The sequence below is a fragment of the Kutzneria sp. NPDC052558 genome (assembly GCF_044547355.1).
Classification (GTDB): domain Bacteria; phylum Actinomycetota; class Actinomycetes; order Mycobacteriales; family Pseudonocardiaceae; genus Kutzneria.
Genome location: NZ_JBIUAG010000002.1, coordinates 133,559 through 155,558, shown reverse-complemented (window position 1 = coordinate 155,558; position 22,000 = coordinate 133,559). Strand labels below are relative to the sequence as shown.

Annotated in this window: 21 protein-coding genes; 19 read left to right on the top strand and 2 right to left on the bottom strand. The window is 69.2% G+C overall.

What is annotated here, in order from left to right; all coding sequences use genetic code 11:
• Nucleotides 1-105 precede the first annotated feature (105 nt).
• A complete protein-coding gene (locus tag ACIG5F_RS03715) occupies nucleotides 106-1,458 on the top strand; it encodes an OFA family MFS transporter (RefSeq protein WP_396515833.1) in 1,353 nt (450 codons plus the stop codon).
• A 416-nt stretch (nucleotides 1,459-1,874) separates the two neighbouring features.
• Here the strand turns inward: ACIG5F_RS03715 and ACIG5F_RS03710 are convergent, their stop codons facing one another.
• The gene (locus tag ACIG5F_RS03710; protein WP_396515832.1) at nucleotides 1,875-4,175 is read right to left on the bottom strand and encodes an FdhF/YdeP family oxidoreductase; all 2,301 of its coding nucleotides are present in this window, start codon (nucleotides 4,173-4,175) and stop codon (nucleotides 1,875-1,877) included.
• A gap of 42 nt (nucleotides 4,176-4,217) precedes the next feature.
• Nucleotides 4,218-5,129 carry a hypothetical protein gene (locus ACIG5F_RS03705; RefSeq protein ID WP_396515831.1) on the bottom strand — a complete coding sequence of 304 codons (912 nt, stop codon included), beginning with the start codon at nucleotides 5,127-5,129 and terminating at the stop codon, nucleotides 4,218-4,220.
• An 86-nt stretch (nucleotides 5,130-5,215) separates the two neighbouring features.
• Between ACIG5F_RS03705 and ACIG5F_RS03700 the strand changes: the two genes are divergently transcribed.
• The 18 genes from ACIG5F_RS03700 (at nucleotide 5,216) to ACIG5F_RS03615 (ending at nucleotide 22,000) form a co-directional block, all read left to right on the top strand.
• Nucleotides 5,216-7,837 carry a valine--tRNA ligase gene (locus ACIG5F_RS03700; RefSeq protein WP_396515830.1) on the top strand — a complete coding sequence of 874 codons (2,622 nt, stop codon included), beginning with the start codon at nucleotides 5,216-5,218 and terminating at the stop codon, nucleotides 7,835-7,837.
• Nucleotides 7,838-7,844: 7 nt separating this feature from the next.
• Nucleotides 7,845-10,322 (top strand): valine--tRNA ligase, encoded by a 2,478-nt coding sequence (valS, locus tag ACIG5F_RS03695; RefSeq protein ID WP_396515829.1) that lies wholly within the window; start codon nucleotides 7,845-7,847, stop codon nucleotides 10,320-10,322.
• Between the two features lie 92 nt (nucleotides 10,323-10,414).
• Entirely contained in the window at nucleotides 10,415-11,776 is a 1,362-nt protein-coding gene (locus ACIG5F_RS03690) for a bifunctional folylpolyglutamate synthase/dihydrofolate synthase (protein WP_396515828.1), read from the top strand.
• A complete protein-coding gene (locus ACIG5F_RS03685; RefSeq protein WP_396515827.1) occupies nucleotides 11,773-12,138 on the top strand; it encodes a DUF4233 domain-containing protein in 366 nt (121 codons plus the stop codon). Before ACIG5F_RS03690 ends, ACIG5F_RS03685 begins: the two co-directional genes overlap by 4 nt.
• 9 nt (nucleotides 12,139-12,147) lie before the next feature.
• Nucleotides 12,148-12,375: an AbrB/MazE/SpoVT family DNA-binding domain-containing protein gene (locus tag ACIG5F_RS03680; RefSeq protein ID WP_396515826.1), complete on the top strand. Its 228-nt coding sequence runs from the start codon at nucleotides 12,148-12,150 to the stop codon at nucleotides 12,373-12,375.
• A 130-nt stretch (nucleotides 12,376-12,505) separates the two neighbouring features.
• Nucleotides 12,506-13,165 (top strand): hypothetical protein, encoded by a 660-nt coding sequence (locus tag ACIG5F_RS03675; RefSeq protein WP_396515825.1) that lies wholly within the window; start codon nucleotides 12,506-12,508, stop codon nucleotides 13,163-13,165.
• Between the two features lie 689 nt (nucleotides 13,166-13,854).
• Nucleotides 13,855-14,262 (top strand): hypothetical protein, encoded by a 408-nt coding sequence (locus ACIG5F_RS03670; protein WP_396515824.1) that lies wholly within the window; start codon nucleotides 13,855-13,857, stop codon nucleotides 14,260-14,262.
• A 136-nt stretch (nucleotides 14,263-14,398) separates the two neighbouring features.
• Nucleotides 14,399-14,734, top strand: coding sequence for a DUF2563 family protein (locus ACIG5F_RS03665; protein WP_396515823.1), 336 nt, complete (start codon nucleotides 14,399-14,401; stop codon nucleotides 14,732-14,734).
• The gene (locus ACIG5F_RS03660) at nucleotides 14,735-15,340 is read left to right on the top strand and encodes a DUF3558 domain-containing protein (RefSeq protein WP_396515822.1); all 606 of its coding nucleotides are present in this window, start codon (nucleotides 14,735-14,737) and stop codon (nucleotides 15,338-15,340) included. It begins immediately after the preceding gene.
• On the top strand, nucleotides 15,341-16,687 hold the full coding sequence (locus ACIG5F_RS03655; RefSeq protein WP_396515821.1) for a hypothetical protein: 1,347 nt from the start codon (nucleotides 15,341-15,343) through the stop codon (nucleotides 16,685-16,687).
• A gap of 3 nt (nucleotides 16,688-16,690) precedes the next feature.
• A complete protein-coding gene (locus tag ACIG5F_RS03650; RefSeq protein WP_396515820.1) occupies nucleotides 16,691-17,476 on the top strand; it encodes an ESX secretion-associated protein EspG in 786 nt (261 codons plus the stop codon).
• Complete coding sequence (locus tag ACIG5F_RS03645) at nucleotides 17,392-18,636, top strand: TNT domain-containing protein (RefSeq protein WP_396515819.1); 1,245 nt, start codon at nucleotides 17,392-17,394, stop codon at nucleotides 18,634-18,636. Before ACIG5F_RS03650 ends, ACIG5F_RS03645 begins: the two co-directional genes overlap by 85 nt.
• On the top strand, nucleotides 18,636-18,899 hold the full coding sequence (locus tag ACIG5F_RS03640; RefSeq protein ID WP_396515818.1) for a hypothetical protein: 264 nt from the start codon (nucleotides 18,636-18,638) through the stop codon (nucleotides 18,897-18,899). Before ACIG5F_RS03645 ends, ACIG5F_RS03640 begins: the two co-directional genes overlap by 1 nt.
• A 49-nt stretch (nucleotides 18,900-18,948) precedes the next feature.
• Nucleotides 18,949-19,203 carry a hypothetical protein gene (locus ACIG5F_RS03635; RefSeq protein WP_396515817.1) on the top strand — a complete coding sequence of 85 codons (255 nt, stop codon included), beginning with the start codon at nucleotides 18,949-18,951 and terminating at the stop codon, nucleotides 19,201-19,203.
• Nucleotides 19,204-19,234: 31 nt separating this feature from the next.
• The gene (locus tag ACIG5F_RS03630) at nucleotides 19,235-19,621 is read left to right on the top strand and encodes a hypothetical protein (RefSeq protein ID WP_396515816.1); all 387 of its coding nucleotides are present in this window, start codon (nucleotides 19,235-19,237) and stop codon (nucleotides 19,619-19,621) included.
• A 135-nt stretch (nucleotides 19,622-19,756) separates the two neighbouring features.
• Nucleotides 19,757-20,167 carry a nucleoside-diphosphate kinase gene (gene ndk / locus ACIG5F_RS03625; RefSeq protein WP_396515815.1) on the top strand — a complete coding sequence of 137 codons (411 nt, stop codon included), beginning with the start codon at nucleotides 19,757-19,759 and terminating at the stop codon, nucleotides 20,165-20,167.
• Between the two features lie 103 nt (nucleotides 20,168-20,270).
• Nucleotides 20,271-21,203 carry an ABC transporter ATP-binding protein gene (locus ACIG5F_RS03620; RefSeq protein ID WP_396515814.1) on the top strand — a complete coding sequence of 311 codons (933 nt, stop codon included), beginning with the start codon at nucleotides 20,271-20,273 and terminating at the stop codon, nucleotides 21,201-21,203.
• Complete coding sequence (locus tag ACIG5F_RS03615) at nucleotides 21,203-22,000, top strand: ABC transporter permease (RefSeq protein ID WP_396515813.1); 798 nt, start codon at nucleotides 21,203-21,205, stop codon at nucleotides 21,998-22,000. Before ACIG5F_RS03620 ends, ACIG5F_RS03615 begins: the two co-directional genes overlap by 1 nt.

Below are 22,000 nucleotides of genomic sequence, written 5' to 3'. Positions count from 1 at the left end.
GGCGCGTCACTGCTGCCGCTCGTCGTTACGTGGGCCACTCGGTCGTGCCGAGTCACGCTCGATCCCAATAGGTTCCATTCTCAACTATCTGGGAGGGCAGTGGAGATGGGACTCGGGGTCCTTGATCGCTCGCGCACGGTAGCGCCGGAGGGCTGGAGCCGCTGGCTCGTGCCCCCCTCCGCGCTGGCCGTGCACCTGTCGATCGGACAGGCCTACGCGTGGAGCGTCTTCAAGACGCCGCTGGAGAAGGCGCTGCATCTCAACGGGGTGGAGAGCGGCCTGCCGTTCCAGGTGGCGATCGTCATGCTCGGCCTGTCGGCGGCCTTCGGCGGCACGCTCGTCGAACGCAACGGACCGCGGTGGGCGATGGCGGTGGCATCCGTCGCGTTCGGCGCCGGGTTCCTGATCGCCGCGCTGGGCGTGGCGACGTCGCAGTTCTGGCTGGTCGTCGTGGGCTACGGCCTGGTCGGCGGACTCGGCCTGGGCATCGGCTACATCTCGCCGGTGTCGACGCTGATCAAGTGGTTCCCGGACCGTCCGGGCATGGCCACCGGTATCGCGATCATGGGCTTCGGCGGCGGAGCGTTGATCGCATCACCCTGGTCGACCGCCATGCTGGCCGGTTTCGGCACCTCCACTTCGGGCATCGCGGCGACGTTCGCGGTGCACGGCGTGGTGTACGCGATCTTCATGTCGCTGGGCGTGTTCCTGGTGCGGGTGCCGGCGGCCGGCTGGAAGCCGGCCGGCTGGGATCCGTCGATGGCCACGTCGCACAAGCTGATCACCACCAACAACGTCTCGGCCAAGAACGCGATCAAGACCCCGCAGTTCTGGCTGCTGTGGCTGGTGCTGTGCCTGAACGTGACCGCCGGCATCGGCATCCTGGAGAAGGCGTCGCCGATGATCGTCGACTTCTTCAAGGTGAGCCCGGCGCCCGCGGCCGGCTTCGTGGCGCTGCTGTCGCTGACCAACATGCTGGGCCGGTTCGTGTGGTCGTCCACTTCGGACGCCATCGGCCGCAAGAACATGTACCGGGTGTACCTGGGTGTCGGCGCGCTGCTGTACCTGGTGCTGGTGCTGGCCGGCGGCTCGTCGAAGCTCGTGTTCGTGCTGGCCGCGATGCTGATCCTGTCCTTCTACGGCGGCGGTTTCGCCACCGTGCCGGCCTATCTGCGTGACCTGTTCGGCACGTACCAGGTCGGGGCCATCCACGGCCGGCTGCTCACCGCGTGGTCGGTGGCCGGCGTGGCCGGGCCGCTGATCATCGACGGCATCGCCGACGCCCAGCACGCCGCCGGCCGGTCCGGTCCGGCGCTGTACTCGCTGTCCTTCTACATCATGATCGGCCTGCTGCTGATCGGTTTCGTGGCCAACGAGCTGATCCGGCCGGTCGACAGCAAGTTCCACGAGCCGGCCGCCGCCGACGAGCCGGCCGCGCAGGAGGTGGACGCGAAGTGAACCGCAGCGCGCTGATGGTGGTCGCCTGGCTGTGGGTCGGGCTGCCCTTCGCCTACGGCTTATATCAGCTGATCGTCAAGGTGGTGCAGCTCTTCCAGAGCTGACAACGGAACACACGAACGGGCCGGGGCCGGCACAGGCTCCGGCCCGTTCGTGTGTCCGATGAGGACGGACGTGGCCCGGACCGACAAATGGGGATGAGGCAGGGAAAGCGGGCGAGGTGATCAGGGCAGGGACCGGGACGGCATGGAGATGAGCGGTGCGCGAAGGGGTCGAGGTTGATCCGAGGGAATCGATCGGTGGCCACGCTGCTTGTGGACGAGGCGGGTGGTGGCGACGGTCGTGCCAGAAGCGTTGTCCGGGGCCGTGAAACGCCGCGCTGACCGGAGGGTCCGATCAGCGCGCGGCGAGGACGGTCAGCTGCGTTCGAGGCGGATGATGATGGCCTTGGAGGTGGGGGTGTTGGAGGTCTCGGCGGTGGATTCCAGCGGCACCAGGGCATTGGCCTCGGGGAAGTAGGCGGCGGCGCAGCCGGGGGCGGTGGGGTAGGCGATGACGCGGAAGAGCTTGACGCGGCGCTCCACCACACCGTCGCCGGAGGGCCACTCGCTGACCATGTCGACCATGGCGCCGTCGGCGATGCCGAGGGCGGACAGGTCGTCGGGGTTGACGAACACGACCCGGCGTCCATCGTGGACACCGCGGTAGCGGTCGTCGAGGCCGTAGATGGTGGTGTTGTACTGATCGTGGCTGCGCAGGGTCTGCAGGATGAGCCGGCCGGCGGGAACCTGGATCAGCTGCACGGGATTGACGGTGAAGTTGGCCTTGCCCGTCGTGGTGGGGAAGGACCGGGAATCGCGGGGCGGGTGCGGCAGGATGAAGCCGTCGGGCTCGCGCACGCGGGCGTTGTAGTCCGAACATCCCGGCACGACACGGGAAATGTGGTCCCGGATGGTGTCGTAGTCGGCCTCGAAGGTGGCCCACGGCACGGCATGCGACTCGCCGAAGACGGCCCGGGCCAGCCGGGAGACAATGGCGACCTCGGACAGCAGCGAGGAACTGGCGGGGGCGAGGCGGCCGCGGGAGCGGTGCACGCAGGACATGGAGTCCTCGACGGTGACGAACTGGGCGCCGCCGGTCTGCTCGTCCCGTTCGGTGCGGCCGAGAGTGGGCAGGATCAGGGCCTGCTTGCCGGGAACCACATGGGACATGTTGAGCTTGGTGGACACGTGCACGGTGAGGTCCATGGACCGCAGGGCCCGCATGGTGACCTCGGTGTCGGGCGTGGCCGACACGAAGTTGCCGCCGACGGCGAAGAAGACCTTGGCCTTGCCGTCCCGCATGGCGTGAATGGCCTCGACGGTGTCGTAGCCGTGGTCCCGCGGCGAGGTGATGCCGAACTCACTGTCCAAAGCGGACAGGAAGTTCTCCTTGGGCTTCTCGTAGATGCCCATGGTGCGGTCGCCCTGCACGTTGGAGTGCCCGCGCACGGGGCACACGCCGGCGCCGGGCTTGCCGATCATACCGCGCAGCAGCAGGACGTTGACGAGCTCGCGGATGGTGGGCACGGACTGCTTGTGCTGGGTCAGACCCATGGCCCAGCAGATGATCGTGCGCTTGGACTCGACCAGCAGCCGGGCCACGTGGGCGATCTGCTCCCGGGACAGGCCGGTCGCCGCGTCGACCTCGTCCCAGTCGAGCTGGCGGATGTCGGCGGCCCACTCCTCGAAGCCGTGCGTGCACGACTCGATGAACTCCCGGTCCAGCACGGTCCCGGGCGCGGCGTCCTCGGCGGCCAGCACGAGGTGCCCCAGCGCCCGGAAGAAGGCCAGGTCGCCGCCGAGCCGGATCTGGCAGAACTCGTCGGCCAGCGGGGTGCCCTTGCCGACCACGCCCCGCACGTTCTGCGGGTTCTTGAACCGCATCAACCCGGCCTCGGGCAACGGGTTGACGGCGACGATGGTGGCCCCGTTGCCCTTGGCCTCCTCCAGCGCGGACAGCATCCGCGGGTGGTTGGTGCCGGGGTTCTGCCCGACCACCAGCAGCAGGTCGGCATTGGTGACGTCGGCCAGGCTGACCGAGCCCTTGCCGACGCCGATGGTCTGGATCAGCGCCGAGCCGGACGACTCGTGGCACATGTTGGAGCAGTCGGGCAGGTTGTTGGTGCCCAGCGCCCGAGCCAGCAGCTGGTAGCTGAAGGCGGCCTCGTTGCTGGTGCGGCCGGAGGTGTAGAAGATCGCCTCGTTGGGGTCGGCCAGCCCCCGCAGCGAGTTCCCGACGAGGGCGAACGCGTCGTCCCATGAGATCGGCTCGTAGTGGGAAGCGCCCTCACGCAACACCATCGGGTGAGTCAGCCGGCCCTGCTTGCCCAGCCAGTAGTCGGTCTTCTCGGCCAGTTCGGCCACCGAGTGCCGGGCGAAGAATTCGGGGCCCACACGCCGGGTGGTGGCCTCCTCGGCGACGGCCTTGGCCCCGTTCTCGCAGAACTCGGCCAGCTTGCGGTGCCCCTGGGCCTCCGGCCACGCGCAGCCCGGGCAGTCGAAGCCCTCCCGCTGGTTGAGCAGCCGCAGGGTCCGCACGCTGCGGGTGACGCCCATCTCGTCCCAGCCGTGCTGGAGCGACACCAGCACGCCCTTCACCCCGGCCGCGTACGTTGTCGGCTCACCGACCTTGATCTTGCTCTCGTCGACGTCCTGCTGCGGAGGCCTGCGCGTCATGCCCGCCATTGTCCGCCTGCCGGAAAAGGCTGGCCAGACGGGTCAGCAGTTGGCCGGGCCGGTCACCGGGTGCTTGGGGTCGAAGTAGGCCGGCGGCGCCTCGGCGTCGGGCTGCGGCGTGCCGCGGCGGCCGGAGTACCCCGGCCCCAGCAGTCCCTGCCGCAACAGGTCGCAGTTGATCGAGTAGTCGTACGCCTTCTCGGTCGACGGCCACGGTTTGCCGTCCACGATCCGGTAGTCGGCGTTCTCGTGGATCACCGACACGATGTCCCACGGGGTCGACGGGGCCAGGTGCGACGGCGGCTCGAACGCGTAGGCGTAGACGAAGTTGGCGTGCACGACCAGTTCGCCCCGCTCGTCCACGGAACTGGTCATGTCGCCGGACACCTTGGGCGGCGCCGGAAGCAGCCGGTAGCCGTCGGCGATCCGGGTGACCCATTCGCCGGGGTCGGGCAGCTTGACGCGGGGATTCAGCGTGGCCAGGTACGGGTCGTTGTTGTGCCGGAGGATGACCTCCGGGTCCAGCCGGGCCTCGGTGCTGGTCTTCTGCACGGCCCGATACGCCGCGTCGACCTGGGCGGCGCTGAAGCGGCCGGTCGCCTTGGCCGCCGGCGCCGGGACCTCGGTCGGCCAGTCCGCGGCGGGCGTGGTGGCGAACGGCCGGGCCAGGTCGACGTGCCCGGAGGACTCGACGGTGGTCGGATCGAGGCTGGCGCTGGTGGGCGGGGCCTTGGTGGTGGCCGGCGCCGCGTTCGGCAGTTCGACCGAGCCGACCCGGTAGAACACGATCAGCGCCCCGCAGAACAGGACCAGCACGCCGGGGATGACCAGCCGGCTCCACCGCGGCCCGGGTCCGCGGGGACGGGTGCGTCGGGCCGCCCGGCGGGCCCGCTTCTCGGCCGCGCGCAGCCACTTCTGGTCGGTCAGGTCGGGATGGTTGTCGATGTCGTCCACGGTTCCCCCCGTTTCGGCCTGAGCACTCTAGCAACCGGCAGGTCACCCGTTCGTTGGGTGCGGGGCGGGCTCCGTAGACTCTTCGCGTGACCGAGACCCTTCCGCAGCAGTACACCACCGAGCTCCCGGCCGCCTGGAATCCGGCCGAGGTAGAGCAGGGGCTGTACCAGCGGTGGGTAGACAGCGGCTACTTCGCCGCCGACGCGAGCAGCGACAAGCCGCCGTTCTGCATCGTGCTGCCGCCGCCGAACGTCACCGGCAGCCTGCACATGGGCCACGCCCTCAACCACACCGTGATGGACGCGCTGACCCGTCGCCGCCGCATGCAGGGCTACGAGGCGCTGTGGCTGCCCGGCATGGACCACGCCGGCATCGCCACCCAGAACGTCGTCGAGCGGCAGCTGGCCGGCGAGGGCCTGTCCCGGCACGACCTGGGCCGCGAGAAGTTCGTGGAGCGGGTCTGGGAGTGGAAGGCCGAGTACGGCGGCAAGATCCTGGACCAGATGCGCCGGCTGGGCGACAGCGTGGACTGGGACCGCGAGCGCTTCACCATGGACGAGCCGCTGTCGCGGGCCGTGCAGACCATGTTCAAGAAGCTGTTCGACGACGGCCTGGCCTACCGGGCCGAGCGGATCATCAACTGGTGCCCGCGCTGCCTGACCGCGCTGTCGGACATCGAGGTGGAGCACTCCGAGGACGAGGGCGAGCTGGTCTCGATCCGCTACGGGGACGGCGCCGCCTCGATCGTGGTGGCCACCACCCGGGCCGAGACCATGCTGGGCGACACCGCCGTCGCGGTGCACCCCGACGACGAGCGCTACAAGCACCTGATCGGCACCGAGGTGGAGCTGCCGCTGACCGGCCGCCGCATCCCGATCGTCGGCGACGAGCACGTGGACCCGGCGTTCGGCACCGGCGCGGTCAAGGTGACGCCGGCGCACGACCCCAACGACTTCGAGATCGGCCAGCGGCACTCGCTGCCGTCCATGACGATCATGGACTCGCGCGGCGTGATCTCGGTGGCCGGCCCGTTCGAGGGCCTTGACCGGTTCGAGGCGCGGCCGGCCGTCGTGGCGGCGCTGCGGGAGCTGGGCCGGATCGTCGCCGAGAAGCGGCCGTACCTGCACTCGGTCGGCCACTGCTCGCGCTGCGACACGGTGGTGGAGCCGCGGCTGTCGCTGCAGTGGTTCGTCAACGTCGGCCCGCTGGCCAAGGCCGCCGGCGACGCCGTGCGCGACGGCCGCACCACGATCCACCCGCCGGAGCTGGCCAAGCGCTACTTCGACTGGGTCGACAACCTGCACGACTGGTGCATCTCGCGGCAGCTGTGGTGGGGCCACCGGATCCCGGTCTGGTACGGCCCGGACGGCGAGGTCGTCTGCGTCGGCCCGGACGAGCAGCCGCCGACCGGCGAGGGCTGGCAGCAGGACGAGGACGTGCTGGACACGTGGTTCTCCTCGGGCCTGTGGCCGATGTCCACGCTGGGCTGGCCGGACAAGACCGCCGACTTGGCCAAGTTCTATCCGACCACGGTGCTGTCCACCGGCTACGACATCCTGTTCTTCTGGGTCGCCCGGATGATGATGTTCGGCCTGTACGCGATGGACGGCGCGCAGCCGTTCGACCACGTGTACCTGCACGGCCTGATCCGCGACGCCAACGGCAAGAAGATGTCCAAGTCCCGCGGCAACGTGATCGACCCGCTGAAGTGGCTGGACGCCTACGGCGCCGACGCGGCCCGCTTCACCCTGGCCCGCGGGGCCAACCCGGGCGCCGACATGGCGCTGGCCGAGGAGTGGGCCGGCGGCTCCCGCAACTTCTGCACGAAGCTGTGGAACGCCAGCCGGTTCGCGCTGCTCAACGGCGCGACCACGGCCGTGCCGGTGCCGGCCCGCGACCGGCTGACCGACGCCGACCGCTGGATCCTGGACCGCGCGGCCCAGGTCGTGTCCGAAGTGGACGAACTGTTCGAGCGCTACGAGTTCGCCAAGCTGTGCGAGGCGCTCTACCACTTCACCTGGGACGAGTGCTGCGACTGGTACCTGGAGCTGGCCAAGGTGCAGATCGCCGAGGGCGGCGAGCGGGCCGAGGCGACCCGGGCGGTGCTCGGGCATGTGCTGGACACGCTGCTGCGCCTGCTGCACCCGGTGATCCCGTTCATCACCGAGACGCTGTGGACCGAGCTGACCGGCGGCGAGTCGCTGATGGTCGCCGACTGGCCGACGGCGTCCACGGTCGAGGCCGATGTCGTTGCCGCGCGGCGGATCGACACCGTGCAGAAGCTGGTCACCGAGGTCCGGCGGTTCCGCGCCGACCAGGGGCTGCGGCCGGGCCAGAAGGTGCCGGCCCGACTGTCCGGTGTGGACGAAGCCGACATCGTCGGCCAGCTGGCCTCGATCCGGGCCATCGCGCGGCTGGAGGAGCCGGGCGACGGCTTCGCCGCCAGCGCCTCGCTGGAGATCGGCGGCGTGCTGGTCGAGCTGGACACCTCGGGCACGATCGACGTGGCGGCCGAGCGCAAGCGGCTGGCCAAGGACCTGGCCGCGGCGGAAAAAGAGCTGGCCCAGTGCGACGGCAAGCTGAACAATCAGGCCTTCGTCGACAAGGCCCCGGCCGCCGTCGTCGACAAGATCAAGGCGCGCCGGGAGGCCGCCGTCGCCGACATCGCGCGGGTGGCCGCGCGTTTGGACGCACTGCCGGAAGGGTGATTTCTCCATGACGGGTGACGGAATTCCGCAGCGCCCGTCGATGGAGGGCATCGAGGACAAGTGGTCGGGCCGGTGGGCCGCGGACGAGACGTTCCGCTTCCACCGGCCCGGTTCCCGTGCTGAGGTGTTTTCCATCGACACGCCGCCGCCGACGGTGAGCGGGTCGCTGCACGTAGGCCACGTCTTCAGCTACACCCACACCGACGTAGTAGCCCGGTTCCAGCGCATGCGCGGCCAGCACGTGTTCTACCCGATGGGGTGGGACGACAACGGGCTGCCGACCGAGCGGCGCGTGCAGCTGCGCTACGGCGTGCGCTGCGATCCCTCGCTGCCCTACGACCCCGCGTACGAGCCGGCGGAAACCACCGGCAAGCACCAGGTCGGCATCTCCCGCCGGAACTTCGTCGAGCTGTGCCAACGGATGACGGTCGAGGACGAGGCGGCGTTCGAGGCGCTGTGGCGGCGGCTGGGGCTGTCGGTCGACTGGTCGCTGACGTACACCACGATCGGCACGCACGCCCAACGCGTGGCCCAGCTGGGTTTCCTGCGGCTGCTGGCCGAAGGCCAGGCCTACCAGTCGGAAGCGCCGTCGCTGTGGGACGTGACGTTCCAGACCGCGGTGGCCCAGGCCGAGCTCGAAGCACGCGACCACGCCGGCGCGTGGCACCGGATTTCCTTTGGCCCGGTGGAGATCGAGACCACGCGGCCGGAGCTGCTGCCGGCCTGCGTCGCGCTGATCGCGCATCCGGACGACGAGCGGTACCGGGACCTCGTCGGCACCACCGTGCGTTCTCCCTTGTTCGGCATGGAAATCCCGGTGCTCGCGCACCCGGACGCCGAGCCGGAGCGCGGCGCGGGCATCGCGATGTGTTGCACCTTCGGCGATCTGACCGACGTGCGCTGGTGGCGTGAGCTGAAGTTGCCGACCCGCACGGTGATCGGCCGCGACGGCCGGTTCCTGCCGGAGCCGCCCGAGGGCGTGCCGGCCTCGCCGTACGACGAACTGGTCGGGCTGACGGCGTTCAGCGCGCGCAAGCGGATCGTCGAGCTGCTGCGGGAATCCGGCGACCTGATCGGACAGCCTCGGCCGACCACCCGCCCGGTCAACTTCTACGAGAAGGGCGACAAGCCCCTGGAGATCGTCTCCAGCCGGCAGTGGTTCGTGCGCAGCCTGGAACACCGGGAGACGCTGCTGCGCCGGGGATCCGAGCTCCGGTGGCACCCGGCGTGGATGCGCAACCGGTACGACGACTGGGCCAAGGGCCTCAACTCGGACTGGCTGGTCAGCCGGCAGCGCTTCTTCGGCGTGCCGTTCCCGGTCTGGTATCCGTTGGACGCCAACGGCGAACCCCGTTACGAGGCCCCGATCCTGGCCTCGGCCGAGGCGCTGCCGGTCGACCCGTCGAGTCAGGTTCCGCCCGGCTACGAGGAATCCCAGCGCGGCGCGCCCGGCGGCTTCGTCGGCGACCCGGACGTGATGGACACGTGGATGACGTCCTCGCTGTCGCCGCTGATCGTGTCCGGCTGGGAGCAGGATCCGGAGCTGTTCGCGCTGACCTATCCGATGGACCTGCGGCCGCAGAGCCACGAGATCATCCGGACCTGGCTGTTCTACTCGGTGCTGCGCTCGCAGCAGGAGCTGGACACGCTGCCGTGGTCGGACGCGGTGATCTCCGGCTGGATCCTCGATCCCGACCGGAAGAAGATGTCCAAGTCGGCGGGCAAGGTGGTGACCCCGGACGACCTGCTGGCCGAGCACGGCTCCGACGGCGTGCGCTACTGGGCGGCGTGCGGGCGGCCCGGCACCGACACCGCGTTCGACCCGAAGCAGATGAAGATCGGCCGGCGGCTGGCGACCAAGCTGCTCAACGCCAGCCGGTTCGCACTGTCCTTCGACGAGCCGTCCACTTCGGACAGTGTCGCGCATCCGTTGGATCAGGCCATGATCACCGCACTGTCGTCCGTTGTGGACGATGCGACCACTGCCCTGGCCGGCTTCGAGCACACCGCCGCGCTGGAGCGGGTCGAGCGCTTCTTCTGGACGTTCTGCGACGACTACCTCGAACTGGTCAAGGAACGGGCCTACGGCCTGGACGGCGCCGGTTCGGCCCGGGTCGCCCTGCGCACCGGGCTGTCCACGCTGCTGCGGCTGTTCGCGCCGTACCTGCCGTACGTGACCGAGGAGGTGTGGTCCTGGTGGCAGGACGGCTCCGTGCACCTCGCGCCGTGGCCCTCGACTCTCGGCACGCCCGGTGACCCGAGGGCGTTGGAGCTCGCCTCGGCCGCCATCGCCGCCGTCCGCAAGGCCAAGTCCACCGCCAAGCTCTCCATGCGGGCGGACGTGGCCTCGGTCGAGCTGGCCGCCGATCCCGCGACGTTGGCGCTGGTCCGGGGCTTCGCCGACGACCTGGTGGCGGCCGGTCGGATCGGTGAGCTGCGCTACCGCGAGACCGACGGCGACCTCGAGGTAGCGGTCCAGCTGTGACGACCAGCGCCGATCCGGACCGCCGGGGTCCGGATCGGCGCAAGTCGTAGACTCGGCTGGTAACCCCGTCGTCCAGCGCACCGGAGACCAGCGTGCCCCAGAACGATCCCGAGGCGCTCGCCGCGCTGCGCGAGGTCGAGTCCCAACTGGACACCCGCTGGCCGGAGACGAAGATCGAGCCGTCCACGGACCGGATCGCCGCGCTGGCCGACCTGCTGGGCCAGCCCCAGCGGGCCTACCCGGTGGTGCACATCACCGGCACCAACGGCAAGACCTCGACCAGCCGCATGATCGACGCGCTGTTCACCCGCATCGGGCTGCGCACCGGCCGGTACACCAGCCCGCACCTCCAGCTGGCCACCGAGCGGATCAGCCTGGACGGGGCGCCGATCAGCGCCCAGCAGTACGTGGACACCTACCGCGACATCGAGCCGTACATCGCGATGGTGGACGCCAAGTCCGACGTCAGGATGAGCAAGTTCGAGGTGCTCACCGGCATGGCCTTCGCCGCGTTCGCGGACGCGCCGGTGGATGTGGCGGTGGTCGAGGTCGGGCTGGGCGGGCGGTGGGACGCCACCAACATCGCCGACGGCAAGGTCGCCGTGATCACGCCGATCGACATCGACCACACCGACTTCCTCGGCACCGACATCCTGGGCATCGCCGCCGAGAAGGCGGGCATCATCAAGGAAGGCTCGGTGGCCGTGCTGGCCGAGCAACGCCCCGAGGTCGCGCAGGTGCTGTTGCAGCGCTGCGCCGAGGTCGGCGCGACCGTGGCCCGGCAGGGCCTGGAGTTCGGCGTGTTGCAGACCGAGACCGCCGTCGGCGGCCAGCTGCTGCGGTTGCAGGGCCTCGGCGGCGCGTACGACGAGATCTTCCTGCCGCTGTTCGGCATCCACCAGGCCCAGAACGCCGCGCAGGCGCTGGCCGCCGTCGAGGTCTTCTTCGGCGCCGGGGCCGGCCGCAAGCTGGACGTCGACGCCGTGCGCGAGGCGTTCGCCACCGTGACCTCGCCCGGCCGGCTGGAGCGGGTCCGCAACGCCCCCAGCGTGTTCGTCGACGCCGCCCACAACCCGCACGGCGCCCGCGCCCTGGCCGCCGCGCTGACGGAGCAGTTCGCCTTCCGCAAGGTCGTCGGCGTGGTCAGCGTGATGGAGGACAAGGACGTGGACGGCATCCTGGCCGCCCTGGAGCCGGTGTTCACCGAGGTCGTGCTGACCAACAACGGCTCCCCGCGGGCCATGAACGCCGACAAGCTGGCCGGTCTGGCCCGCGAGGTGTTCGGCGAGGACCGCATCGTCGTCGAGCCGCGGCTGGACGACGCCCTCGAGGAGGCGATCCGGCTGGCCGAGGAGACCGACGGCGAGCCCGTGTCCACCAGCGGCGTCGTGGTGACCGGCTCCGTCGTCACCGCCGGCGCCGCCCGCGCGATGTTCGGCAAGGAGCCCCAATGACCGCCCCCGACCCGATGAAGGGCATCCGCGGGGTGATGGCCGGCACCATGGTGCTGGAGGCCATCGTCACCGGCCTGGCCCTGTTCGTGCTGGGCCGCGTCGACCACCTCTCCGGCTGGCCGGTGACCGCCGTCGCCGTGCTGGCCCTGCTGATGGTCGTGTCCGCCGGCTTCTTCGGCCGCCCGTGGGGCATCCCCTTCGCCCTCGTGCTCCAGGTCCTCATGCTCGTCGGCTTCGCCCTCAGCGTCCCGCTCGGCGTCGTCGGCGTGCTGTTCGGCCTGGTCTGGGCCTACCTGCTCTGGGTGCGCCGCGACGTCGCCCGCCGGCTCGCCGAGGGCACGCTGCCCAGCCAGCAGCAGTAGGGCCACGCCATGAAGATCACCAGCCGGGGCCGGGTCACCATCCCGGTCGAGATCCGAGAGCAGTGCGGGCTGCGTCCGGGCGACGAGATCAAGTTCGTGATCGACGAGCACGGGGTGCGCGTTGTGAAGGACATCGGTCAGGCGACGGGAGAGCGACGGCGCGCGGAATCCCTGCTCAAGCGTGGCGACATCGACATGACGACCGAGGAGATCATGGCGTTGACCTGCGGTGAGTGACTCGGACCGTGGCACGGCGGTCAATGTGAGCACCCGGCTCGACCCGGTCTCCCAAACAACCCCGGAGGGCTGAGTCCGGACGCCAGGGGCCAGAATGCTGGGACTGGCAGTCGAACGGGGGAGGACGACGATGACGGGGCCGTACCCGCAGCCGGGGTCGTGGGGGCCGCCGCCGTCGCCGCCGCGCAAGTCGCAGGCCGGGGCGGTGGTCGCCACCATCGCGGCGGTGGTGCTGATGCTGGGGCTGGGCACCTGGGCGGTGGTCGGCATCATCAGCAGCCGGCACAGCGCCGAGGCCGGTGGGGCGAGCACGTCGACGACGTCGACCACCAAGACGACCAGCCGGGTGCCTCGCACCTCGAGCGTGAACAGCAACCAGTACCACGTCAACGACTGCACGTGGCTGGACGTGGAATCCAGCGAACAGGTCTCCTGCACCTCGGACAAGGCGGCGCTCCAGATCAACCTGGTGATCCCGAAGTCGTCGAAGTGCCCGGCCGTCTTCGACTCCTACGGCGACACCTGGTACGACGACGAGGTGTCCACCCGGTACTGCGCGTCGCTGGCGGTGCCCAAGGGCCAGTGCGTGAAGATGGACCTGGACGGCACCGGCCTGGTCGAGCGGGTGGCCTGCGGCGGCTCCAGCACGAAGACCTACCAGGTGCTCGACGTCGTCAGCGGCACGGACGGCAAGACGGCCTGCGCGAAGACCCCGGGCACCGACGACACGTGGTTCTACCAGTCCAACCTGTCCGGGCAGTTCGCCTGCCTGAAACAGTTCGGCGCCTGACCGGTTGCGCTGCCGCGCGGAGATTCCCGTCACCACGGCCCCACCTGTCGAGGACGAGGTGCGCCGATTCTGCCTGAGCTCACGGTTATGGCGTTGGCCCGCGGTGGCGGCCATCGCCACGGCATGTGAGCTTCCGTCCGCCCACCTTGCCGGCAGATGGTCCGTCCGTTCGAGGGAAGCCTGGACCACCGCCTGATCGCGGCCGACTATGCTCGGCCACGGCACGCGTGGGTGCCAAGCGGGGCCACATCCCGGCTGGAGTGGCCACAGTCCGCCAGAGGGTTTGCGTAGCCCACCGCAGCAGTGCCTCCGTACTTCGTCGACGCACCAATCACGGGCGTCCTTGTCGTGCGCCGAGCCGGGCGGCCGCAGCGAGGACATCATGACCCGAACCGAGTCGTTGACCGCGCGATTGATTCGGCCGCGCCGCACATACACCGGCGAGACCCGGTCCGCCGTCGTGCCCGAGATCTTGAGCGGCCTGCGAGAACTGGACGCTGAGGGCCACGCGGACCTGATCCGAGCCTTCCGGCCGAGGACGCCCCGCTGTCGTTGCGAGCGAGAACCGCAGTGATCCCGGAAGCTGCCAGCCCACCACAGCAACACCTGGAGGCTGCCGTTTGGGAGGCCCCTGCGTCGCGCTCGGATTGCTGCACCGAGTTGCGGGCATTCCCACAACCCCCTCGGACATGTGGAACGCCGTCGAGACGCACTTCGCGCTCGCTGCCGTCCAAGCGCGGGTGCTGCTTCGCGGTCCGGACATGCAACCCGACCCAACCATCGAAAAGGACCGTATCGTGACCACTGACCAGCCCCCGGTTACGGCCGGAGATTTGTGCGGACGGATTGTTGATCTCCTCGACGGCGAGCAGATCCACGTTTACGGGGCCGGGCCGAACGACGCGGTCTTGGTGGGCCTGGAGCACACCACGACCGCTCTGGTCACTCGCGATGGGCGACAGCGGTGGTTCAAGATCTCGGTCGAGGAGTTCTTTCCCCAGCATGTGTCGGTGCTGTCGTCGGATCATGACGTGGTGGTCTCTTTGGCACGTCGTGCTGGGGTTTCCCGGCCGGCGTTCGGACTTGGACCGTGCTGAGCATCACCCGTTCAGTCGATTACAGATAGTCGCAGCCCGCCCACGCGGGGTCGACGTACTCGGTACGCTCGGGAACCGGCAGGAGGCGGGCTGCGTCTACCTGGACGACACTGGGGCGAGCGACGGGGGTCGTGGCGTGGCGGGCTTCCACACGAGTGACGGGACGTACTACGACCCGGACCTGGCGCAGGAGGCGATCGACGAGCTTCAGTCGATCCTCGACGACATCCGGACCAAGTCGATGCCCAAGGCGCAGAGCTTGCTACATATCACTAATCCCGCATGGGGCAACGAGCCGGTCACGGCCAGCTTCCACAACCCCATGCAGGCGTCCCACCAGCAGCACATAACAGACCTTCAGGCGTGGCAAAAGAAAATCGAAAACGATATCGCTAACCTCAAGGCTGCGAAGAACTACTACACCGGTGCCGACCAAGCCGGCGCCCAGGGGCTGAAGAAGAAGGGCGACTGAGTGCGACAGCGACTAATGGTGTTGTTGGCTGCGGCGAGCGTCACGATGACTGTCGCCGGATGCTCCCCAACGCCAGTCGGGGGCACCGGAACGCCCACCAACACCAACACGTCCTCAACCTCCAGCCTGCCGGCGGGAACGCCGAACGTCGCACATCCGCTCGATAGCGCGAGGTTTCAGAAAGCCCCGTGTTCAGTATTGACCTCGGCGCAACTTGGGCAGCTGAACATCACAACGACCGGCGGCAAGGTCATCGACGACCCGCTCGGCCCCCACTGCGGCTGGGCGGACACCGGTCCGTCACACCTTGGGCTGAGCATCATCTTCCTGACCTCCGGAAGCGGCCTCGCGAGCATCTATAGCCAGAAGGACACATACAAGGCGTTCGTGCCACTGTCCGATATTGCCGGATATCCGGCCGTCATCGCAATGACCGATGACACTCGGTCTCAAGGAACATGTGAAGTTTCCGTAGGCCTGACAAATCAGTTGGCGATCGACGTTATGGGTGCAATGAACAGCGGTGGGCCGGACGGGAGCAATCCGTGCCCTCGGGTTCAGGCGATCGCGACGGCGATGGTGACGACAATAAAGGGGGGATCGTAGATGAGCCTCCTCGATGATCTCCAAAGCACGATCAGCCACGTCGGTAACGCCGTGGGCCACGCGGTCGGATCGGCGGCGGGCACTGTCGTGTCGACCGTGACGGGCAACCAGAGCTACGGGCAGCAGATCGAGCACAACATCGACACCGTCAGCGACGCGGTCTTCTTCGACGGCGCGGTCAAGGGCACCAACCCCGCGACGATCCATAAGTACTTCCACAACGGCCCCGGCACGAAGTCCTACGGCGTGGCCGAGGCGACCGCCAAGTCGCTCCAGAGCGACTACGACGACTACGCCAGCCGCGCGGCGAAGGTGACCGCGAAGGTGGAGCAGTCCTGGCAGGGACCCGCCGCCCAGGAGGGTTTGGCCAACGTCCGGCAGTCGCAGACGATCGCGCAGAGCTTCAGCCAGCACATGGCGGCCAAACAGTCCGCTTACGCCGGGCAGACGCAGGTGTTCGACAGCACCAAGAACAGCGTGGTGCCGATGCCGGACAACCCGCCCCCGGCGACCAACCCGATCTCGATGGACGTGATCAGCGCGGCCAGCGGCGCGGCCACCGCCGCCGTTTACCAGGCGGGCACGAAGACTAACCAGCAGGCCTACTCCAGCTATCAGCCACCGACGCAGTCGCACGCCTCGGGCATCCCCAAGGGCGACACAGTGACGCCCGGGCAGAGCAACGTCGTGCCGGGGCCGACGCCGCCGGGCGGGCCGGGGATCAGCGAGCCCCGCTCGTACAGCCCGACGTTCGGCGGATCGCAGGACCGCCATGTCACGACCGGCGGGCAGCCGGTCGCCCCGCCCGCTGGCGGCGGGCAACCGGGCGGCTCCTCGGCCAACCAGCCGCCGGTGCTGCCGGGCTCGGGCGACACGTCGACCGGGTTGGCCGGGTACTCCGGTGGCCAGTTCGGCAACCCCACCCCGCCGGCGACCGGTGGCTACGACTCCACCTTCGGGTCGCGTAGCGGCGCTGACGGCGGGTTCGGGTCCGGAAGCGTGTTCGCCGGCGGCGGCTATGGCGGCGGGTTCGGTGGTGGTTCGGGCTCCGGTTACGGCAGCGGGCCCGGCGCGGCCAGCGGGCGCGGCGGCGCGGCTGGGCCCGGCAACGCGGCGGGTGCAGGAGCTGCCCAGGAGGCCATGGCCGGACGAGCCGGTGCCGCCGGGGCTCGCGGTGCCGCAGGGCAAGCTGGCGCTGGTGGTCCTGGTGCCGGTGGCCGTGGTGGCAAGAAGGAAGAGGACAAGGAGCACAAGACGGCCGCCTACCTGGTCACCGAGGAGCATGGCAACGAGGTCGTGGGCGACCTGCCGTCGTCGCTGCCGGCCGGCGGCGTGATCGGCGAATAGTCCATGCTCGACACCAGCGTCGTGCTGTCCCGATCCACCTACGCGCTGACCTGGACCAGCGAAAACATCGGCGACCAGCCGGAGGCCCTGTTCGTGCTGCCGGACACGGCAGATCCGCAACGCCGTGCCCAGGCGACCGTGCGGGCCAGCGAGGAACTGACCCAGCTCGGGCTGTTCGACCGGCAACGCGGGGTTCATCCCGCGCTGGTGAGCACGTTTCGGTTGCTGGCTCGGCCCGAGGTCGAGTTCTACGGCTACCTCGCTCACCAGCAGCGCCGAGAGCCGTTCACGGCGCTGGCCGTGGCCGGCGGTGGCTGGGGCCTGCTGGCGATCCTGGACGACACGACTCTGGCTCTGCACCCGGTCCGTGGCGACTCGGTTGCTGAGGCGTTGATCGGGCAGCTGCCGCCGGTGCCGGCCGCGCACGGGCAGTCCCTGACGGTGCCGGCAACCGCGGTCGACGGCCCGGTCGGGCGGCAGGCGGAAGAGGAGTTCAGCGTCTTCGCGGGGCAGGGGCGCACGGACCCGGCGGTCACGCGGCTGAAGAGGTTGGCCGACGAGCCGCGCACCGGCGGTGCCGAGCTTCATGTCGCGGTCCGGGACCGCAACGGTCGTCGGCGCCGCAACGCGTTCCCGCTCAAGGTGATCGACGTCGAGTCCGGGCGATGGTTTATCCAGCGCCAGCACAACGCGAGCCGCGAGGTGTGGATCACCGCCGCGCCCGCGACCTCGCAGACGTTGGCCACCAAGCTGTACGAGATGGGCCGCGCGCTCGCGAGCAGCCGGTGAGCAAGATCCATACCAACCCCGAGCACCTGCGCCGATCCGGCACGAAGCTGGGCACCTTCGGCGGGAAGCTGGCCGGCGGCGGCCAGAAGCTGGAGTCGGCCGGACAGCGGCTGATCTCGCACGCCAGCGGGGACCGGTCCGGGCTCGGCAGCGTGATCAGCAAGGCCTTCGGCAAGGGCCTGGGGATCACCGGCAAGGTCTTCGGTGAGGGTGGTCGCGTCGTCGAGGGCGCGGGCCAGCGCCTGCACACCACTGCCGACCTGCACGAGCAAGCCGACGAACACGGTGCCGGACTGCTGAAGAAGCTGCACCCCGACACCAAAGGCAAGATCGACCCGAAGGGCAGCGCCACACACAAGAAGTCGCCGTCCGCCAAGTCGGTGAGCGGCAAGGACCGGACGGTCGCGCGACTGCCGAAGGGTAAAGAAGGCGAGCGGACGCGGATCAGCGGGGATCTCTTCGACACCAAGGGCAAGACTCCAGGGCGTCGAGGCGACATCACCACGGATCCCCACTACCCGCAGAAGTACCGTTACTCGAACGGTGCCACCGGCGCCCTCAACGGCCCCGACGGTCCCGTCCAGACGCGGTATCTCACCCACCCCGACGCCGACCTGGTCGACAAGCAAGACCTCGAACTAGCCGCCTTCAGGAAGACGCAGTTGGCGCAAGGCGGCGTGCCGAGCAACTCGCCGTTCAAGGCCGGCCTGCCGGCCGACTCCGACGAGGTCAAGAAGCTCCTCCAGGGCGGGGACGGCTACGCCGGTCTCGGCAAGGACGAGTGGCGAACCCGCTACCACCACGGCAAGACCCCCGAGGGGTACGACAACTACGAGTGGCCAGACAAGACTCGCTACCCCGACGGGTTCTCCAGTTCAGAGGATCGACACCCGGTGGTCCTCGAACGCGGCACCGTCATCGATCGCTTCGGCGATCCTGACGGGCGCTACCTGTCCCCGGCTGGAACACCTTTCGACGATCGAGCGATCCCTGGCGACTCACTCGAGAAGGGCTACCACCGGTACGAGGTCGTCAAGGAGATACCCGCTTGGATGGGAGGGATCGCCCCGGCCATGGGGTTCCCCGGTGGTGGGATCCAGTACCTGTCCCCGCACTCTGTTGAGGACCTGGTCCTCGCCGGCTACTTGAAGGAGATCTGATGGTCATTTTGACGAACACGGTGGGTGGTTACCTCGATCTCTTCGGCGTGCCGGCGGACAAGTACGCCATCGGCGGGGAGGCCAACGAACGGTGGTGCCTGACGGCGGAGGACGACGGCACCTGGCACGTGTTCTGGAGCGAGCGCGGCAGCAGATTCGACGAGGTGCCTTTCGCCAGGGAGGAAGACGCCTGCTTCTACCTGATCGGCCGGTTCGCTGCCCAGCAGCTGATGAATGGGGTCTTGCAGGTAAGGCGCGACTAGACCTGCGTCTTGGCTTGGTCCGCTGACCGCCTCTGGTACCAAGGGCAGAATGAACACGCGTAATCTGCTGGCGGACTTGCAGCACATCGGCCTTCCCGCGACAACGATCGCGGTTGGCGGGGTCGCCGAGGACCACTACTGCGTCATGAAGACCGAAGACGACCAATGGGAGGTATTCTTCTACGAGCGCGGAGTCAAGCGCGGCCGGATAGTCGTCGCCACGGAGGACATCGCCTGCACCTACCTCTTCGGCCGGCTCGCTCATTCACAGGTGATGTCGGAGAGGCTGGTCCTTCCTGAGTGACGCGCTCGGCGGCCAGTCAAGAGAGGTGATCATGGACGATCCCGTGCCCTTTGATCTCCCTGAGGACGTTCGCGCCGAGCTGGACGCGATGTCTCCCGAGCGCCGGCACGAGTGGCTGGACCGGTTGCACGCCCAGCACGGGGTCCAAGTCCAGATGAAGGAGACCATGCTGCACGCGGCCACGCGAGTGGACGCGATCGCGGACATCATGCGCAGCGCGTTGATCGGCCGGCTGGAAGATCAGCCCGAGGAGTCGCAGACCGAATTCCTGGATTACCTGATGGGCTATCGGATGCGAGCCGAGTGGATGCGGGCAGCGGCTCGCGGCGACGCCGAGGCGGCGAAGGAGTACCTGGCCAAGGCTGAGGACTACGAGGAGCGCTCGAAGGACTTCACGCCACGGCTGGCGGCCGAGTAGCTGTCCTGCGGTCACGGAGTGACGGAGGATGCGCGTACCTACTTCCAGCTGTGGGGATGCGGGTCGTTACCCTGCTCATGCCGCCCGTGCTACCGCCCGTGGCGATGACACCCGCGTGAAGGAGAAGGAACAGTCGTGAGCGAGCGCACGCTTGTGCTGGTCAAGCCGGATGGCGTCAGCCGTGGCCTGGTTGGCGAGGTCATCGCCCGGATCGAGCGCAAGGGCCTGAAGCTGGCCGCGCTGGAGCTGCGCACGGCTGACCGTGCCGTGGCCGAGGAGCACTACAGCGAGCACGCCGGCAAGGGCTTCTACAACGACCTGGTCGAGTTCATCACCGGCGGTCCGCTGGTGGCGATCGTCGTGGAGGGCACGCGGGCGATCTCGGCGTTCCGGCAGCTGGCCGGCGGCACCGACCCGGTGGAGAAGGCGACGCCGGGCACCATCCGGGGCGACTTCGGCCTGGAGGTCCAGTTCAACCTGGTGCACGGCTCGGACTCGCCGGAGTCGGCCGAGCGCGAGATCAAGATCTGGTTCCCGAGCCTCTGAGGGAACCTGCTGCACGCAGGGAAGGATGTCTTACGCGGGTAAGGCGTCCTTCCCGCATGCGGGGCGGGTCGTTCTGTCAGGGGTGGGCGCTAGCGTCGCGGGTGTGAGTGACGACGCGGTCCTGGTGCAGGCGGGCGGCCTGGTCAAACGGTTCGGCGACTTCGAAGCGGTGCGCGGGGTCGACGTGAAGGTGCGGCGGGGCGAGGCCTTCGGCTTTCTCGGCCCGAACGGCGCCGGCAAGTCCTCGACCATGCGCATGATCGCCTGCACGTCGCCGAGAACCGCGGGCGAGCTGCGGGTGCTGGGCATGGATCCGGAGCGGGACGGCCCGCGGATCCGAGCCCGGCTCGGTGTGGTGCCGCAGCAGGACAATCTCGACAGCGAGCTGACCGTCCGGCAGAACCTCCAGGTGTACGGCCGGTATTTCGGCCTGTCCCGGCCGCAGGTCCGGGCCCGTGCGACCGAGCTGCTGGAGTTCGCGCAGCTGTCGGATCGGGCCGACGACCAGGTGGAGCCGTTGTCCGGCGGCATGAAGCGGCGGCTGACCATCGCCCGGTCCCTGGTCAACGAGCCCGAGCTGCTGCTGCTCGACGAGCCGACAACCGGGCTGGACCCGCAGGCGAGACATCTGTTGTGGGACAGGCTGTTCCGGCTCAAACAGTCCGGCGTCACGCTCATCGTGACCACGCACTACATGGACGAGGCCGAGCAGCTGTGCGACCGCCTGGTGGTGATGGACGGCGGCCGTATCGTGGCCGAGGGCTCGCCGGCGGCCCTGATCGCCGAGCACTCCAGCCGCGAGGTGCTGGAGCTGCGGTTCCCGATCGACCAGCAGCAGGCCAACGTGCCGCTGGTGCAGGACCTGGCCGACCGCGTCGAGGTGCTGCCGGACCGGTTGCTGCTCTACACCGCGGACGGGGAAGCCGTGCTGGCGGCGGCGAACCGGCGGGGCGTGCGGCCGGTCTCCAGCCTGGTGCGGCGGGCCACGCTCGAGGACGTGTTCCTGCGCCTGACCGGCCGGACGTTGGTGGACTGATGGCGTCCACCGGCAGGGCGGTGCATCCGGTCGCGGCCGTCGGCCTGGTGCTGGAGAACCTGTGGACCTGGTACCGCGGCAACTGGCGGGCCACCGTGGTCTCCAGCCTGCTGACGCCGCTGATGTTCTTGGGGGCCATGGGTTTCGGGCTCGGCAGCCAGATCAGGCCGGGCGCGGCCACCGAGGGCCTGCCCTACGTCGTCTACCTCGCGCCGGCGGTGCTGGTGATGCTGTCCACCCAGGTGGCGGCCAGCGAGTCGTCGTTCCCCATCTTGGGCAGCATCAAATGGGACCGGCGCTACTACGCGATCATCGCGACCCCGGTCTCGGTGGGCCAGCTGCTGGCCGGCCAGGTCCTGTGGGTGGCGCTGCGGGTGTTGCTGTCCGGCCTGGCCTATCTGGCGGTCGCCAGCCTGTTCGGGGCGTTCACCGACGCCCGGGTGCTGCTCGCGGCGCCGGTGGCGGTGCTGTCCGGCCTGGCCTTCGGCTCGTGGATGCTGGCGCTGGCCGCCTCGGTCAACGACGAGGGCAACACCTTCGGCAACGTGTTCCGCTTCGTCATGGTGCCGATGTCGCTGTTCGCCGGCACGTTCTACCCGATCAGCCAGCTGCCGGCCTGGAGCCACCCGCTGGCCTGGGTCACGCCGCTGTGGCACGGCAACGAGCTGGCCCGGGCGGCCGAGTTCGGGCACATGGACCCGCTCACCGCGGCCGGCCACCTGGCCTACCTGCTGTCACTGACTGCCGGTGGCCTGCTGGTGGCCCGCCGCCGCTTCCGCGTCCGGCTGGAGGTCTGA